15 protein-coding genes are annotated in these 15,844 nt (G+C 61.7%); 8 read left to right on the forward strand and 7 right to left on the reverse strand.

The annotated features are described in order from the left end of the window. Positions 1-134 precede the first annotated feature (134 nt). From AD663_RS04690 to AD663_RS04710, 5 genes are all read left to right on the forward strand, one after another. Positions 135-794 (forward strand): FadR/GntR family transcriptional regulator, encoded by a 660-nt coding sequence (locus AD663_RS04690; RefSeq protein ID WP_003178336.1) that lies wholly within the window; start codon positions 135-137, stop codon positions 792-794. After that, complete coding sequence (locus AD663_RS04695) at positions 784-2,112, forward strand: CynX/NimT family MFS transporter (protein WP_053213350.1); 1,329 nt, start codon at positions 784-786, stop codon at positions 2,110-2,112. Before AD663_RS04690 ends, AD663_RS04695 begins: the two co-directional genes overlap by 11 nt. An 87-nt stretch (positions 2,113-2,199) precedes the next feature. Beyond that, positions 2,200-2,670, forward strand: a complete 471-nt coding sequence (locus AD663_RS04700) for a nuclear transport factor 2 family protein (RefSeq protein ID WP_053213351.1) — start codon at positions 2,200-2,202, stop codon at positions 2,668-2,670. Between the two features lie 39 nt (positions 2,671-2,709). Continuing rightward, a complete protein-coding gene (locus AD663_RS04705; RefSeq protein ID WP_003178342.1) occupies positions 2,710-3,033 on the forward strand; it encodes a GIY-YIG nuclease family protein in 324 nt (107 codons plus the stop codon). 78 nt (positions 3,034-3,111) lie between these two features. Further along, positions 3,112-4,047: a glutathione S-transferase family protein gene (locus AD663_RS04710; RefSeq protein WP_053213352.1), complete on the forward strand. Its 936-nt coding sequence runs from the start codon at positions 3,112-3,114 to the stop codon at positions 4,045-4,047. A 55-nt stretch (positions 4,048-4,102) separates the two neighbouring features. On the opposite strand, the gene AD663_RS04715 is transcribed toward AD663_RS04710, so the two are convergent. Next, complete coding sequence (locus AD663_RS04715) at positions 4,103-4,462, reverse strand: glutaredoxin family protein (RefSeq protein ID WP_053213353.1); 360 nt, start codon at positions 4,460-4,462, stop codon at positions 4,103-4,105. Then, positions 4,462-5,466 (reverse strand): nucleoid-associated protein YejK, encoded by a 1,005-nt coding sequence (yejK, locus tag AD663_RS04720; RefSeq protein WP_003178348.1) that lies wholly within the window; start codon positions 5,464-5,466, stop codon positions 4,462-4,464. The genes AD663_RS04715 and yejK overlap by 1 nt, the downstream gene beginning before the upstream one ends. 396 nt (positions 5,467-5,862) lie before the next feature. Between yejK and AD663_RS04725 the strand changes: the two genes are divergently transcribed. Further along, the gene (locus tag AD663_RS04725; RefSeq protein WP_003178349.1) at positions 5,863-6,144 is read left to right on the forward strand and encodes an HU family DNA-binding protein; all 282 of its coding nucleotides are present in this window, start codon (positions 5,863-5,865) and stop codon (positions 6,142-6,144) included. Positions 6,145-6,291: 147 nt separating this feature from the next. Here AD663_RS04725 and rlmF read toward each other — a convergent pair whose 3' ends face one another. The 5 genes from rlmF to AD663_RS04750 form a co-directional block, all read right to left on the reverse strand. Beyond that, a complete protein-coding gene (gene rlmF / locus AD663_RS04730) occupies positions 6,292-7,317 on the reverse strand; it encodes a 23S rRNA (adenine(1618)-N(6))-methyltransferase RlmF (RefSeq protein WP_003178351.1) in 1,026 nt (341 codons plus the stop codon). Between the two features lie 256 nt (positions 7,318-7,573). Next, complete coding sequence (locus AD663_RS04735) at positions 7,574-10,420, reverse strand: valine--tRNA ligase (RefSeq protein WP_003178354.1); 2,847 nt, start codon at positions 10,418-10,420, stop codon at positions 7,574-7,576. 269 nt (positions 10,421-10,689) lie between these two features. Next, complete coding sequence (locus AD663_RS04740; protein WP_003178357.1) at positions 10,690-11,055, reverse strand: hypothetical protein; 366 nt, start codon at positions 11,053-11,055, stop codon at positions 10,690-10,692. A 7-nt stretch (positions 11,056-11,062) separates the two neighbouring features. Beyond that, positions 11,063-11,491, reverse strand: a complete 429-nt coding sequence (locus AD663_RS04745) for a DNA polymerase III subunit chi (protein WP_053213354.1) — start codon at positions 11,489-11,491, stop codon at positions 11,063-11,065. Positions 11,492-11,551: 60 nt separating this feature from the next. Then, the gene (locus AD663_RS04750) at positions 11,552-13,042 is read right to left on the reverse strand and encodes a leucyl aminopeptidase (protein ID WP_003178361.1); all 1,491 of its coding nucleotides are present in this window, start codon (positions 13,040-13,042) and stop codon (positions 11,552-11,554) included. Positions 13,043-13,428: 386 nt separating this feature from the next. Here AD663_RS04750 and lptF point away from each other — a divergent pair, with 386 nt between their 5' ends. Together lptF and lptG are read left to right on the forward strand one after the other, a co-directional pair. Continuing rightward, the gene (lptF, locus tag AD663_RS04755) at positions 13,429-14,550 is read left to right on the forward strand and encodes an LPS export ABC transporter permease LptF (RefSeq protein ID WP_003178362.1); all 1,122 of its coding nucleotides are present in this window, start codon (positions 13,429-13,431) and stop codon (positions 14,548-14,550) included. Beyond that, positions 14,543-15,604 carry an LPS export ABC transporter permease LptG gene (gene lptG / locus AD663_RS04760; RefSeq protein ID WP_003178365.1) on the forward strand — a complete coding sequence of 354 codons (1,062 nt, stop codon included), beginning with the start codon at positions 14,543-14,545 and terminating at the stop codon, positions 15,602-15,604. The genes lptF and lptG overlap by 8 nt, the downstream gene beginning before the upstream one ends. The last annotated feature ends 240 nt before the right edge of the window (positions 15,605-15,844 follow it).

Consider the following 15,844-nt stretch of genomic DNA (forward strand, 5'->3'; position numbering starts at 1 on the left):
CTCAAAGGGTAATTTTGACTAATCGAAAATCTCGTTTCTTTACCTCCCGTTGACCCTAGGCGGTTGTCGTCCTACGCGAAGCTGACTAACATGTCAGAAAATTCATCCTATGATTGGATGAAAGAGTGGGTTCCATGTCAGACATTTCTCCATTAATTAAGCGATCCTTGGTCGATCAGGCGCTGGACCAGCTGCGCCAGCGCATCAGCGATGGCGTGTGGGTCGTGGGGCAACGGTTGCCCACCGAGCCCGAGTTGGTGGCCGAGCTGGGTATCAGCCGCAACACCGTGCGCGAAGCCATGCGCGTGCTGGCTTTTTCCGGGTTGATCGAAATCCGCCAGGGCGACGGCAGTTATGTCCGGGCGACGGTGGATCCGCTGGACACTCTCAAGGTGCTGTCTCGCTGTTCATTGGATCAGGCCCGTGAAACCCGGCATATCCTCGAAGTCGAGGCCATCGGCCTGGCTGCGTTGCGGCGCACCGATGATGATTTGCGTGCCTTGCGCCAGGCGCTGAGAACCAGTGGCGAGCATTATCACGGCGATCTGGAGCACTACATCGCCTGCGACCTGGTGTTCCACCGTCTCCTTGTGGATGCCGCGCACAACCCGGCCCTCAGCGAGTTGTATCGCTATTTTTCCAGTGTGATCGGCGCGCAACTGCGCCAGAGCCTCAACATCGTTCCTCGTCATCAACATGTGTTCGACCTGCACGGCGAAATCCTCGACGCCGTCGAACGACAGGATCCGCAACGGGCCAAGGCCCTGTGCCGACAGTTGATCAATGAACCCTGAATCCGAGCGTTCCATGTCCCGCAATCTGCTTGACCGTACCCCTTCGACGGCGCCCAAGCGCGCCGCCGAACTCGAAGAACTGCTGATCGACGCCGAAGCCGACGACGCGCAGGTCCAACAAAGCCATCCGCTGGTGCGCAGGCCCTGGCTATTGCTGCTTGGGCTGATTCTGGTGGCGCTGAACTTGCGTCCTGCGTTGTCGAGCATGGCGCCATTGCTCAGCGAGGTTTCCAAAAGCCTCGGTCTGTCGGCTGCCCAGGCCGGTTTACTGACAACGCTGCCGGTGCTGTGCCTGGGCCTGTTCGCGCCGCTGGCGCCGGTGTTGGCGCGGCGCTTTGGTGCCGAGCGCGTGGTGTTGGGGATTTTGCTGACGCTGGCTGGCGGAATCATTTTGCGCAGTTCTTTCGGCCAGGTCGGGCTGTTCGCCGGCAGTATCCTGGCAGGCGCGAGCATTGGCGTGATCGGCGTCCTGTTGCCGGGTATCGTCAAGCGCGACTTTGCCAAGCAGGCCGGCGCCATGACCGGTGTCTACACCATGGCGCTGTGCCTGGGTGCGGCGATGGCTGCGGGCGCGACGGTGCCCTTGAGCGAGCACTTGGGCGACAGCTGGTCACTTGGCCTGGGTTTCTGGGTGGTTCCGGCGCTGCTGGCCGCGGTGTTCTGGTTGCCGCAAGTGGGTTCCAGGCACGGCGCCCACCAGGCGGCGTATCGGGTGCGTGGCTTGCTGCGTGATCCCCTGGCCTGGCAGGTGACGTTGTACATGGGGTTGCAATCTTCCCTGGCCTACATCGTGTTCGGCTGGCTGCCCTCGATTCTCATTGGGCGAGGCCTGACGCCGACCCAGGCCGGGCTGGTGCTGTCCGGCTCGGTTATCGTGCAGTTGATCAGTTCCCTGGCGGCGCCCTGGTTGGCAACGCGCGGCAAGGACCAGCGCCTGGCGATTGTGATCGTCATGGTCATGGCCTTGGGCGGGCTGTTCGGTTGCCTTTATGCACCCCTTGAAGGTTTGTGGGGCTGGGCCATCCTGCTGGGCTTGGGACAAGGCGCGACGTTCAGCCTGGCGCTCACACTGATCGTGCTGCGTTCGCGCGATGCCCACGTCGCCGCCAACCTGTCCAGCATGGCCCAGGGTTTCGGTTATACGCTGGCATCGCTCGGGCCGTTCGCGGTGGGCGTGGTCCACGACCTGACCGGGGGTTGGAATGCCTTGGGCTGGATCTTCGGGCTGATAGGGCTGGGCGCGATCATTGCGGGTGTCGGGGCCGGTCGGGCGTTGTACGTGGGCGTCACCAGCGAAAGGGCTACGGATCTTCGCTGATATCATTTTCATGGCGAATGACGATAGTGTTTCCGGCAGCGGCAGATTAACGTGCAGGTTTACTGAAACATTTTTCGGAGTTTGCCCATGAGTGATGCCCACAACGCTTTGATCCCCCGTTTCTACCAGGCCTTCCAGCGCCTGGACGCCGAGGCCATGAGCGCGTGCTACACCGACGACGTGGTGTTCAGCGATCCGGCGTTCGGCGAGCTGCGTGGGCGTGATGCCGGCGACATGTGGCGCATGCTCACCACCCGGGCCAAGGACTTTTCCCTGACCTTCGATAACGTGCGCAGCGATGAACGTACCGGCGGCGCTCACTGGGTGGCGACCTACCTGTTCAGCCAGACCGGCAATGTGGTGATCAATGACATCCAGGCGCGGTTCGTCTTTCGCGACGGCAAGATCTGCGAGCACCACGACAGCTTTGACCTGTGGCGCTGGTCGCGTCAGGCGCTGGGCACCAAGGGCCTGCTGCTGGGCTGGACACCGTTGGTGCGCAACGCGGTCAGGGCCCAGGCGCTCAAGGGGCTGCGGGCGTTCCAGGCCAGTCGCTGATAAGATCGCCGCTGGTTCCCACATACCCGTTGAACATCTGTGACGACTGCCATCGAATCTTCCGACTTGCCTGTGCAAGGCCCGGTCGCACCGGACAAGCCTTGGTTCGTCTATTTGGTGCGGGCCGCCAACGGCTCGCTGTACTGCGGCATCAGCGATGATCCGGTGCGGCGTTTCGCCAAGCATCAAAGCGGCAAGGGCGCACGATTCTTTCTTTCCAGCCCGGCGGTGGCGCTGGTGTATACCGAAGCCTGTCGCGACAAGGGCGAAGCCCTGCGCCAGGAACGGCTGATCAAAAAACTCAGGAAAAGCGCCAAGGAATGCCTGGTCGCGAGTGCCGCGCAGGTTCATCAGCCAGGCTGATAGGCGCTTATCAGGAGGGTAGGCCGCCCGACCATGGCGCGCTAAGCTGCGGGCTTACTTCCTGCAGTGGCGAATCTCATGTCAGAGCTGATCCTTCATCATTACCCGACGTCTCCTTTCGCGGAAAAGGCCCGTCTGTTGCTGGGTTTCAAAGGGCTGTCCTGGCGCTCGGTGCATATCCCGCCAATGATGCCCAAGCCCGACCTGACAGCGCTGACGGGCGGCTACCGCAAGACCCCGGTATTGCAGGTCGGTGCGGATATCTATTGCGATACATCCCTGATCGCCCGTCGACTGGAACAGGAAAAAGCCTCGCCGGCGCTGTTCCCTGAAGGCCGGGAAATGATCGCGGCGTCCTTCGCAGCGTGGGCCGATTCGGTGGTGTTCCAGCATGCGGTGAGCCTGGTGTTCCAGCCGGAATCGGTCGCCGTGCGTTTTGCCAAGCTGCCACCCGAAGCGATCAAGGCGTTCATCAGTGACCGCGCGGGGCTGTTCAGTGGCGGCACCACCACTCGCTTGTCTGCCGAACAAGCCAAGCACCAGTGGCCAACGATCATGGCGCGCCTCGAGCAACAGCTGCAGCGCGAGGAAGGCGACTTCCTGCTGGGTGACCCTTCGATTGCCGATTTCGCCATGGCCCATCCGCTGTGGTTCCTCAAGGGCACGCCGGTGACTTCACCCTTGGTGGATGCGTATCCGGCTGTCTCGGCATGGTTGGCGCGGGTGTTGGGGTTCGGCCATGGTGCGTCGAGTGCGATGAGTTCCGAAGAAGCCCTGGAAGTGGCCCGCAACGCTGCACCCGCGGCGCTGCCGGATGAGTCGTTCGAAGAGCCGAACGGGTTTGCGAAGGGGCAGCAAGTATCGATCGCCGCGACTGACTATGGCGTCGATCCGGTGGCCGGGGAGTTGCTGTTTGCCGGTCGCGAAGAACTGATCCTGCGCCGCGAAGACGGGCGTGGCGGGTCGGTGCATGTGCACTTCCCGCGGTTCGGGTTCCGGATTGAGGCTCGCTGAGCAACGAATGACCTGTGGGAGCGAGCAAGATCGCTCCCACAGGGGGTGGTGGCGGTTAACGGGTGGCGGTCAGTGCCTTGAGAATGTTTTCCGGCTCATACCCGCGAATCAACGTGCCATTCACGTCAAGGATCGGGATTCCCCGGCCGCCCAGCGCCTCGTAGGCCTTGCGCGCCTCGGCGTCTTTTTCGATATCGAATTCTCGAAACGGCACGCCTTTTTCATCCAGGAACCGCCGGGTCGCCTTGCAGTAGCCGCACCAGTCGGTGGCGTACAACACGACCCTGGCGTTGCCCCGGACCTGCTCGGAAACCATTTGTGACGGGTTGAACACTCGCTCGATCTTCCCCCAGTTCTGATACGCCACAACCACCAGCAGAATCAGCAGGAATTTCTTCAGGACCCCACCGAGCATCAATTACGCCGCTTGAGCTGGTCAGTCAGCGATGTCGGCAAGCCCTTGATGATCAACGTGCCGGCTTCTTCGTCATATTCAATCTTGGAACCCAGCAAGTGCGCTTCGAAGCTGATGGACAACCCTTCGGCACGGCCCGTGAAGCGGCGGAACTGGTTGAGGGTGCGTTTATCCGCAGGGATTTCCGGCGACAACCCGTAGTCCTTGTTGCGGATATGGTCGTAGAAGGCTTTCGGGCGATCCTCGTCGATCAATTCGGAGAGTTCTTCCAAGCCCATCGGCTCGCCGAGCTTGGCCTGGCTGCTGGCGTAATCCACCAGGGTCTTGGTTTTCTCTCGGGCGTCATCTTCGGGCAGGTCTTCGCTCTCGACGAAATCACTGAAGGCCTTGAGCAGGGTGCGGGTCTCGCCGGGGCCGTCGACGCCTTCCTGGCAACCGATGAAGTCACGGAAATATTCCGAGACCTTCTTGCCATTCTTGCCCTTGATGAAGGAGATGTACTGTTTGGATTGTTTGTTGTTCTGCCATTCCGACACGTTGATCCGCGCCGCAAGATGCAGTTGGCCCAGGTCCAGGTGGCGGGACGGGGTCACGTCCAGCTCATCGGTCACCGCCACGCCTTCGCTGTGGTGCAGCAGGGCGATGGCCAGGTAGTCGGTCATGCCCTGCTGGTAATGGGCGAACAATACGTGGCCGCCCACCGACAGGTTGGATTCTTCCATCAGTTTTTGCAGGTGCTCCACCGCCACGCGACTGAAAGCGGTGAAGTCCTTGCCGCCGTCGAGGTATTCCTTCAGCCAGCCGCTGAACGGATGTGCGCCGGACTCGCCATGGAAAAAGCCCCAGGCCTTGCCTTGCTTGGCGTTGTAGCTCTCGTTGAGGTCGGCGAGCATGTTCTCGATGGCCGTGGACTCCGCCAGTTCGGAGTCGCGGGCATGGAGCACGGCAGGGGTGCCGTCGGGTTTCTTGTCGATCAGGTGGACGATGCAATGACGGATCGGCATGGGTTTCTCGGCTGATGAAAGAGAGGAGGGCGTGCTCCCCGAAAAAGGGCCCAGTGTACCGCAATCACTGGTTTTGGAACCCGGCAAAGCCCCTTTCAGACCCTTCCGACAACCCATATGCACTTTTTTACCGTTTTAGCGCAAGAAACCTGACCAAATGGGTAGCTAGAGGCGGATATTTCACAGGCGTTGTGCTAGTTTTGCCCGGTCTTACGCGAACTCACTGCGTTAAGCGTGCATTCAGCATTTGTCAGGTCGAACCAAACCCGGTTTTCGGCATCTATTACCCCGATCCGTCGCGGTGATTGCCGAGGGTGCCTGATCAAGAGAGATCGGGCTCGATGGCTGACACTGCACTCTGCAATCCATATGAATTTGATAGGGAAGGAACACTACATGGCTCTTACTAAAGACCAACTGATCGCTGATTTGGCTGAAGCTGTAGACGCGCCGAAAACCACCGTGCGTGCACTGCTGGACCAACTGGGCCAAATCGTTGCCGATCAGCTGGAAAACGGCGGCGAACTCACTCTGCCAGGCGTTGGCAAGCTGAAAGTCACCGAGCGTCCTGCCCGTACCGGCCGCAACCCTTCGACTGGCGCTGCCATCGAAATCGCTGCCAAGAAAGTGATCAAGCTGGTTGTGGCCAAAGGCCTGACCGACGCGGTCAACAAGTAAGACCGCTGTAAAAAAACCGTGCTGCGGAGCGATCCGGGCACGGTTTTTTATTGCCTTGGATAAAGGGGCCTGTGGTGAGGGGATAAATCCCTCATGGCGCGGCTTTTGTGGCGAGGGAGCTTGCTCCCTCGCCACAGGAGGTCGCCTTCAATCCTTGCGAATCCAGCGCGCCTGGCGCCAGGCCTGCTGCTGGGCCTCGGTCTGGAAGGTCCAAGCGACGAAACGACTTTGCTTCTGACCCTGGGACATTTCCACCACTTGGCTGTGCACGGCGCCGGCCTTCTTCAACGCGGCCTGAATCGCCGGCAGGTTCGAAGCCTTCGACACCAGCGTGCTGAACCACAGCACTTGCCCGGCCAGTTGCGCGCTTTCGCCAATCAGTTGCGTGACGAAGCGTGCTTCCCCACCCTCGCACCACAGCTCCGCGGCCTGGCCGCCGAAGTTCAGCACCGGCAATTTGCGTTTCGGGTCGGCCTTGCCCAATGCGCGCCATTTGCGTTGGCTGCCCCGGGTCGCTTCTTCCAGGGAGGCGTGGAACGGTGGATTGCACATCGTCAGGTCGAACCGCTCGGCGTCCTCCAGCAGGCCGAGGAGGATCTGCTTGCGGTTGGCCTGTTGGCGCAACTGGATGGCCTTGTTCAACCCGTTGGATTGCACGATGGCCTTGGCCGAGGCGATGGCCGTCGGGTCGATCTCCGAGCCCAGGAAGTGCCAGCGGTAATCGCTGTGGCCGATCAGCGGATAGACGCAGTTCGCGCCAGTGCCGACATCCAGCACCTTCACCGCCGCCCCGCGTGGGATTTCGCCTTCGTTATGCTCAGCGAGCAGATCCGCCAGGAAATGCACGTAGTCCGCCCGGCCAGGTACTGGTGGGCACAGGTAATCGGCGGGGATATCCCAATGGGCAATGCCATAGAAAGACTTGAGCAGCGCCCGGTTGAACACCCGCACGGCTTCGGGACTGGCGAAGTCGATGCTTTCCTTGCCATAGGGGTTGATGATCACAAACCTGGCCAACTCAGGCGTGGATTTGATCAGCGCTGGGAAGTCATAGCGGCCCTGGTGGCGATTGCGCGGGTGCAGGCTGGCTTTCTCGCGTGGTGCCAAGGGTTTGTCCTGCGGGGCAGACTTGGGTTTTTGGCGGGCAGGCTTGGGTGTGCGGGGGGTGGTCATGGGCGGGTCGATTCGGGGGGTGGCTCAAGAATGGCGGGCATTGTCCCACATCCAGCCTGGTCTTGAGGCCTGCACCGATTAAATGTGGGAGCGGGCTTGCTCGCGAAGGCGGTGTGTCAGTTAACAAATAGGCTATCTGATCCACCGCTTTCGCGAGCAAGCCCGTTCCCACAGAGGAGTGTGCAGCGGTAGTAAGAAAGTGCCAGGCAAAAAAAAGGAGGCCACCAGGGCCTCCTTTTTTCAATGCAAACCGCCGTTACAGACTGGCAATCCGCGCGTGCTGCTCGGCCAGCTTGCCCAAGGCCTGTTCCGCCTCGGCCAGTTTGGCCCGTTCCTTCTCAATGACTTCGGCCGGAGCCTTGTCGACGAAGCCGGCGTTGGACAGCTTGCCGCCGACGCGCTGCACTTCGCCTTTGAGGCGCAGGATTTCCTTGTCCAGGCGCGCCAGTTCCGCCGCCTTGTCGATCAGGCCGGCCATCGGCACCAGCACTTCCATCTCGCCGACCAGGGCAGTGGCCGACAGTGGCGCTTCTTCGCCGGCCGCCAGGACGGTCACCGATTCCAGCTTCGCCAGTTTCTTGAGCAGGGCCTCGTTCTCGTTGAGACGGCGCAGGTCTTCGGCGTTGGCGTTCTTCAGGAACAGGGTCAACGGCTTGCCCGGGCCGATGTTCATTTCGGCGCGGATGTTGCGCAGGCCTAGCATGAAGGTCTTGAGCCACTCGATGTCATCTTCGGCCGCCGGATCGATGCGGGTTTCGTTGGCCACAGGCCAAGGTTGCAACATGATCGTCTTGCCTTGGATGCCCGCCAGCGGTGCGATGCGCTGCCAGATTTCCTCGGTGATGAACGGCATGAATGGATGCGCCAGGCGCAGGGCCACTTCCAGCACGCGCACCAGGGTGCGACGGGTGCCGCGCTGGCGTTCGACCGGTGCGTTTTCATCCCACAGCACAGGCTTGGACAGCTCCAAGTACCAGTCGCAATACTGGTTCCAGATGAACTCGTACAAGGCTTGTGCGGCCAGGTCGAAACGGAACTGGTCCAGCTGGCGCGTCACTTCGGCCTCGGTGCGTTGCAACTGCGAAATGATCCAGCGATCGGCCAGGGTCAATTCATAGGCTTCGCCGTTCTGGCCGCAGTCCTCGCCTTTATCCAGCACGTAGCGCGCGGCGTTCCAGATCTTGTTGCAGAAGTTGCGGTAGCCTTCGACGCGGCCCATGTCGAACTTGATGTCGCGACCGGTGGATGCCAGCGAGCAGAAAGTGAAGCGCAGGGCGTCGGTGCCGTAGCTGGCGATGCCCTCGGCGAATTCTTCGCGGGTGGCTTTCTCGATCTTCTTCGCCAGTTTTGGCTGCATGAGGCCGGAGGTGCGCTTCTGCACCAGGCTCTCCAGGTCGATGCCGTCGATGATGTCCAGCGGGTCCAGGACGTTGCCCTTGGACTTGGACATCTTCTGGCCTTGGCCGTCGCGCACCAGGCCGTGGACATAGACGGTCTTGAACGGCACTTGCGGGGTGCCGTCCTCGTTTTTCATCAAGTGCATGGTCATCATGATCATCCGGGCGACCCAGAAGAAAATGATGTCGAAGCCGGTGACCAACACGTCAGTGGAGTGAAATTTTTTCAAGAACTCGGTCTGTTGCGGCCAGCCCAGTGTAGAGAAGGTCCACAGGCCCGAGCTGAACCACGTGTCGAGTACGTCGTTGTCCTGTTGCAGCGCAACGTCCGGACCCAGGTTGTGCTTGGCGCGGACTTCGGCTTCATCGCGGCCGACATAGACCTTGCCCGACTCGTCGTACCAGGCCGGGATGCGATGGCCCCACCACAGCTGACGGCTGATGCACCAATCCTGGATGTCGCGCATCCACGAGAAGTACATGTTTTCGTATTGCTTGGGCACGAACTGGATGCGGCCGTCTTCCACCGCGGCAATCGCTGGCTCGGCCAGCGGCTTGGTGGACACGTACCACTGGTCGGTCAGCCACGGCTCGATGATGGTGCCGGAGCGGTCGCCTTTGGGGACTTTCAGGGCGTGATCATCGACGCTGACCAACAGGCCGGCGGCGTCGAATGCCGCGACGATCTGCTTGCGCGCTTCGAAGCGATCGAGGCCGGCATATTCGGCCGGGAGCTTGCCGTCGACGCTTTCGTTCAGCGTGCCGTCGAGGTTGAACACCTGAGCCGCCGGCAACACGTTGGCGTTCTTGTCGAAGATGTTCAGCAGCGGCAGGTTGTGGCGCTTGCCGACTTCATAGTCGTTGAAGTCGTGGGCCGGGGTGATTTTCACGCAGCCGGTGCCGAATTCTGGGTCGCAGTAATCATCGCCGATGATCGGGATGCGCCGGCCCACCAACGGCAGTTCCACGAACTGGCCGATCAGCGCCTTGTAGCGCTCGTCGTTCGGGTTTACGGCGACGGCAGCGTCGCCGAGCATGGTTTCCGGACGCGTGGTGGCGACGATCAGGTAATCGTTGCCTTCGGCGGTCTTGGCGCCGTCGGCCAACGGGTATTTGAGGTTCCACAGGAAACCTTTCTCGTCGTGGTTTTCCACTTCGAGGTCGGAAATCGCCGTGTGCAACTTGGTGTCCCAGTTGACCAGGCGCTTGCCGCGATAGATCAGCCCGTCTTCATGCAGGCGCACGAAGGCTTCTTTCACCGCTTCCGACAGGCCGTCGTCCATGGTGAAGCGTTCGCGGCTCCAGTCTACCGACGAGCCGAGGCGACGGATCTGGCGGCTGATGTTGCCACCGGACTCGTCTTTCCATTCCCAGACTTTCTCGAGGAATTTCTCGCGCCCCAGGTCATGGCGGCTCTGGCCCTGGGCTTCGAGGCGCCGCTCCACCAGCATTTGCGTGGCGATACCGGCGTGGTCGGTGCCCGGCTGCCACAAGGTGTTGCGACCTTGCATGCGACGGAAACGGATCAGGGCGTCCATGATCGCGTTATTGAAGCCGTGGCCCATGTGCAGGCTGCCGGTGACGTTCGGCGGCGGGATCATGATGGTGTAGGAATCGCCCGCGCCTTGCGGAGCGAAATAATTCTCGGACTCCCAGGTGTTGTACCAGGAAGTTTCAATGGCGTGCGGCTGGTAGGTCTTATCCATGCGCGGCGGGACCCTATTGGCATTTATTCAGGAAAAGCCGGGAAGTATAGCGGGGCGAAGGACGCAGGGCGAGCCAGTACGCAGCGAGTGGTTAATAACAGGCGCAACAAATCCCCGTGGCGAGGGAGCTTGCTCCCGCTGGGGCGCGAAGCGGCCCCCAAAGTATCAAGGTGAGTGAGATGGGGGCTGCTCGCCAGTGTTACGGCTGCTTCGCAGCCGAGCGGGAGCAAGCTCCCTCGCCACAGAAGCAGGCATAACCCGGTTGATGATTACTCGTACTGACTGAGCAACCGCTCCATCCGCGCATCCAGCCGGCGCTTGATCTCGGTCTCGATGTGCGGGGCGAAGTCGTCGATGACGTCCTGCAGGATCAGCTGTGCGGCGGCACGCAGTTCGGTTTCCAGGTGCAGCAACGCGTCCGGACCCTTGGTCTCGGCCTTGGCGGCAGGCTTGGGCTCGGGCTGGCCGTTGATCGGGTCGAACAGCAGGGGGATCTGTTCATCGTGCACCGGCTCGTGCACAACCGTGTCGGTCAACAGCGGCGGTTGCAGGTTGTCGTCGCCGAGCAGTTGGCGGATCGACTCGAGGTCATCCAGCAGATGAGCGGGTTTTTGCGGCGGTTTTGGAGTGTCCATCGTAGGCTCAGAGTCGCTGTAAACGGTGGTCTTGCAGAGGATAGCCCTGTTCGCGGTAGAAACGGAAACTCTCCCGCGCGGCTTGCCGGATGGCCGGGTCTTCGACCACTACTTCCGCCACACGGGCGAAGCGTTGGGCAAAAGTCGGCACTTTCAGGTCGAGGTTGACCAGCAGGTCCTGGTGTTGACCGCAGTCATCCCCCAGCCCCAGCACAATCAGCCCCTCGGGTTCGTTTTCGGCCGGGCCATGGGGCACGAAGCTCTCGCCCTTGAAGGCCCACAGGCGGGCGTCCAGGTCCTCGCGCTGGGCGGCATCGCTGCAATGCAGGTAGATGCGGTGGCCCATGCGCCAGGCCTTTTCCGTGAGCTTGCAGGCGAAATCCAGCCGCGCCGAAGGATCGGCGCTGGGCAGGATGTAGAAATCGACTTTGGTCATTGCGGTTCCTGAGCCATCGCTGATGCCGCCCATGGGCGACGCCAGCGACGGTCATTGGGGTCAGGCCTTGGCGCGGTCCAGCAGGTACTGGGTCAGCAGGGGGACCGGACGGCCGGTGGCACCCTTGTCCTTGCCGCCGCTGGTCCAGGCCGTGCCGGCGATGTCCAGGTGCGCCCAGTTCAGGTTCTTGGTGAAGCGCGACAGGAAGCACGCCGCCGTGATGGTCCCGGCTTTCGGGCCGCCGATGTTGGCGATGTCGGCGAACGGGCTGTCCAGTTGTTCCTGGTACTCATCGAACAACGGCAACTGCCAGGCGCGGTCGTCGGCTTGCTGGCCGGCGCTGAGCAATTGGCCGATCAGCTCGTCGTTGTTGCCCAGCAGGCCCGAGGTGTGAGCGCCGAGGGCGACGACGCAGGCGCCGGTCAGGGTCGCGATGTCGATCACCGCTTGCGGCTTGAAGCGCTCGGAGTAGGTGAGGGCGTCGCACAGTACCAGGCGACCTTCGGCGTCGGTGTTGAGGATTTCCACCGTCTGGCCGCTCATGGTGGTGACGATGTCACCTGGACGCGAGGCGGTACCACTTGGCATGTTCTCGGCACAGGCCAGGATGCACACCAGGTTGATCGGCAATTGCAGTTCGAGCACGGCCCGCAGGGTGCCGAACACGCTGGCGGCGCCACCCATGTCGTACTTCATTTCATCCATGCCGGCGCCCGGCTTGAGGCTGATGCCGCCGGTGTCGAAGGTGATGCCCTTGCCAACCAGCGCGTATGGCTTCTCGGACTTTTTGCCGCCGTTGTATTGCATGACGATCAGGCGCGGCGGTTGGGCGCTGCCCTGGCCGACGGCGTAGAACGAACCCATGCCCAGGTCCTTGATCTTCTTCTCGTCGAAGACTTCGACTTTCAGGCCCTTGAATGCTTTGCCCAAGGCCTTGGCCTGTTCACCCAGGAACGTCGGGTGGCAGATGTTCGGCGGCAGGTTGCCCAGGTCACGGGTGAATGCCATGCCGCTGGCAATCGCGGCGGCGTGGGTCACGGCGCGCTGGACTTCAGCCTGGGCGGCCTTGATGGTCAGCAAAGTGACTTTTTTCAGTGCGCGGGGTTCGGCTTTCTGGCTCTTGAAGCGATCGAACTGGTATTCGCCGTCCAGCAGGGTTTCGGCCAGCAGGCGGTTCTTGCCGTAGCTGTCGCGACCCTTGACGATCAATTCGTCCAGTGCCAGGACGGCATCGCCACCGCCCAGGCCCTTCAGCGTACCCAGCACGCCGGCAATGATCTTGCGGAACGGGCGGTCGCCCAATTCAGCGTCCTTGCCCACGCCCACCAGCAAAACACGTTCGGCCTTGAGGTTGGACAGGTTATGCAGCAGCAGGCTCTGGCCCACTTTGCCGGCCAGGTCGCCACGCTTGAGCACGGCACTGATGGCGCCGCCGCTCAGGGCATCGAGTTGGGTGGCGACGACGCCGAGCTTGCGGTTTTCACCGACGGCAACGACCAGTGTGGCGGTTTTCAACGTTTCTGGGCTGACGCTTTTTACAACCAGTTCCATGTCCGGATCCCTGAGTGAATGGTCAAGATGCCAGGCGCCGACTTGTGGCGAGGGAGCTTGCTCCCGCTGGGCTGCGCAGCAAACCCCGCTTCTTTGCGGTTGCTGCGCAACCGAGCGGGAGCAAGCTCCCTCGCCACAAGTCCTGAGTGAAACGGTCACGGTCGCGCCGGCGACAAAGGCCGCAGTTTGAACCTCGCCGACCAAGCCTGACAAGCCACCCGTAGCGCTAACTTGTGGCTTTAATCACCGGCTTAGAGCGTGCGAAGTGACAGGCGCCTCCAATCACAGGATAATGCGCCTCTTTTTTCGGCGGTTCGCCTTGGCGGCCCGGCTCGATATGTATGCTTGTTTGGCCGCCTTAGCCTGACAATCCTGGAGTGTCTGGTTTGATCGTCTTTCGTTATCTATCCCGCGAAGTCCTGCTGACCCTGAGCGCCGTCAGCGCCGTGCTGCTGGTCATCATCATGAGCGGACGCTTCATCAAGTACCTCGCCCAGGCGGCGTCCGGTGCCCTGGATCCTGGCTCCCTGTTCCTGATCATGGGGTTCCGCCTGCCGGGCTTCCTGCAACTGATCCTGCCGCTGGGGTTGTTCCTCGGTATCCTGCTGGCTTACGGCCGTTTGTACCTGGACAGCGAAATGACCGTGCTGTCGGCCACTGGCATGAGCCAGCAGCGCCTGTTCCGTATCACGCTGTTCCCGGCCACGCTGGTCGCGCTGATGGTGGCCTGGCTGAGCCTGAGCCTTTCGCCCCAGGGTGCGAACCAGTTCCAACTGCTGATCAACCAGCAGGACGCCATGACCGAATTCGATACCTTGGTGCCAGGGCGCTTCCAGGCCTTGCGCGACGGTACCCGCGTGACCTACACCGAGCAGCTGTCGGAAGACCGCGTCAACCTGGGCGGTGTCTTCATTACGCAAAAGAACTTGTCCTCGGACCCCAAGAAGGATCGCGGCATTTCCGTGCTGGTGGCCGAGAAGGGCAAGCAGGAAATCAGCCCCGACGGCAACCGCTACCTGATCCTGAAAAATGGCTACCGCTACGACGGCAAGCCGGGGCAGGCCGATTACCGGGCGATCCAGTACGACACCTATGGCGTGCTGTTGCCCAAGCCAGAAGTCAGTGAAGAAGTGACCGACCGCGATGCGATGCCCACCGCCAGCCTGTTGGGCAGCAATGACATCCGTGCGCGCACCGAGCTGCAATGGCGCCTGTCGCTGCCGCTGCTGGTGTTCATCGTGACCCTCATGGCGGTCCCCCTGTCGCGGGTCAACCCCCGCCAGGGCCGTTTCCTCAAGCTGCTGCCGGCAATTCTTCTTTATATGGCTTACCTGACCATCCTGATTTCCGCCCGCAGTGCCCTGGAAAAAGGCAAGATCCCGCCGACGCTGGGCCTGTGGTGGGTGCATGGCATTTTCCTCGCCATCGGCCTGGGGTTGCTCTATTGGGAACCGCTGCGCCTGAAACTGGCCAGTCGCCGCAGCGCGCTGGAGGTGGCCCGTGGTTAAGCTCGATCGCTACATCGGCAGCAGCGTGTTCATCGCGATCCTCGCGGTACTGGGGATCATTCTTGGCCTGGCGACCCTGTTCGCGTTCATCGATGAAATGAGCGACGTCAGCGACACTTACACCTTGATGGATGTCGCGAGCTACGTGCTGTTGACCGCGCCGCGCCGTCTCTACGACATGTTGCCGATGGCGGCACTGATCGGTTGCCTGATCGGCCTGGGCAGCCTGGCCAGCAACAGTGAGCTGACCATCATGCGCGCCGCTGGCGTGTCCATCGGTCGGATCGTCTGGGCGGTGATGAAGCCGATGCTGGTGCTGATGCTGGTGGGCCTGCTGATCGGCGAGTACATCGCCCCGGCGACCGAGAACACCGCGCAGGCCAACCGTTCCCTGGCCCAGGGCGGTGGCGATGCGCAAAGCGCCAAGCATGGCCTGTGGCACCGCCAGGGTGACGAGTTCATCCACATCAACTCGGTCCAGCCCAACGGCGTGCTCTATGGCGTGACCCGGTATCGTTTCGACGACCAGCGGCACATGCTCTCGTCGAGCTTTGCCAAACGCGCCAATTTTGCCGAGGATCACTGGCAATTGACCGATGTCACCACCACGCTCTTCCATGACAAGCGCACCGAGGTGGTCGCTGCCCCGCAAGAGCGCTGGGACGTGTCGATCAGCCCGCAATTGCTCAGCACCGTGGTGATGGCGCCGGAATCCCTGTCGATTACCGGTTTGTGGGGCTATATCCATTACCTGGCGGACCAGGGCCTGAACAATGGCCGCTACTGGCTGGCTTTTTGGGTCAAGGTGTTGCAACCGCTGGTCACCGCCGCCCTGGTATTGATGGCGATTTCCTTCATCTTCGGCCCGCTGCGCTCGGTGACCCTGGGGCAACGGGTGTTTACTGGCGTGCTGGTGGGCTTCACGTTCCGTATTGCCCAGGACCTGCTGGGTCCTTCGAGCCTGGTGTTCGGTTTCTCGCCGCTGTTTGCAGTGCTGGTCCCTGCCGGTATCTGCGCGTTGGCCGGGCTCTGGCTGCTGCGTCGGGCGGGTTGACCCGGATTTCTTGTGGTGAGCGGGCTCTTGTGGCGAGGGAGCTTGCTCCCGCTGGACTGCGCAGCAGTCCCCTACACCCTGCCTGACCTATAGCCGTGGCGGATAAATCGAGGGCCGCTTCGCAGCCCAGCGGGAGCAAGCTCCCTCGCCACAAGAGCTCATCGACAGGCGAACGTGACGCTTGCGCGGTCTATCAGGTACAATTCCCGGCTATTTTTCGGCGGGCCATGCCTGCAGCCT

Source organism: Pseudomonas sp. Q12-87 (assembly GCF_001269755.1).
GTDB classification, from domain to species: domain Bacteria; phylum Pseudomonadota; class Gammaproteobacteria; order Pseudomonadales; family Pseudomonadaceae; genus Aquipseudomonas; species Aquipseudomonas fluorescens_S.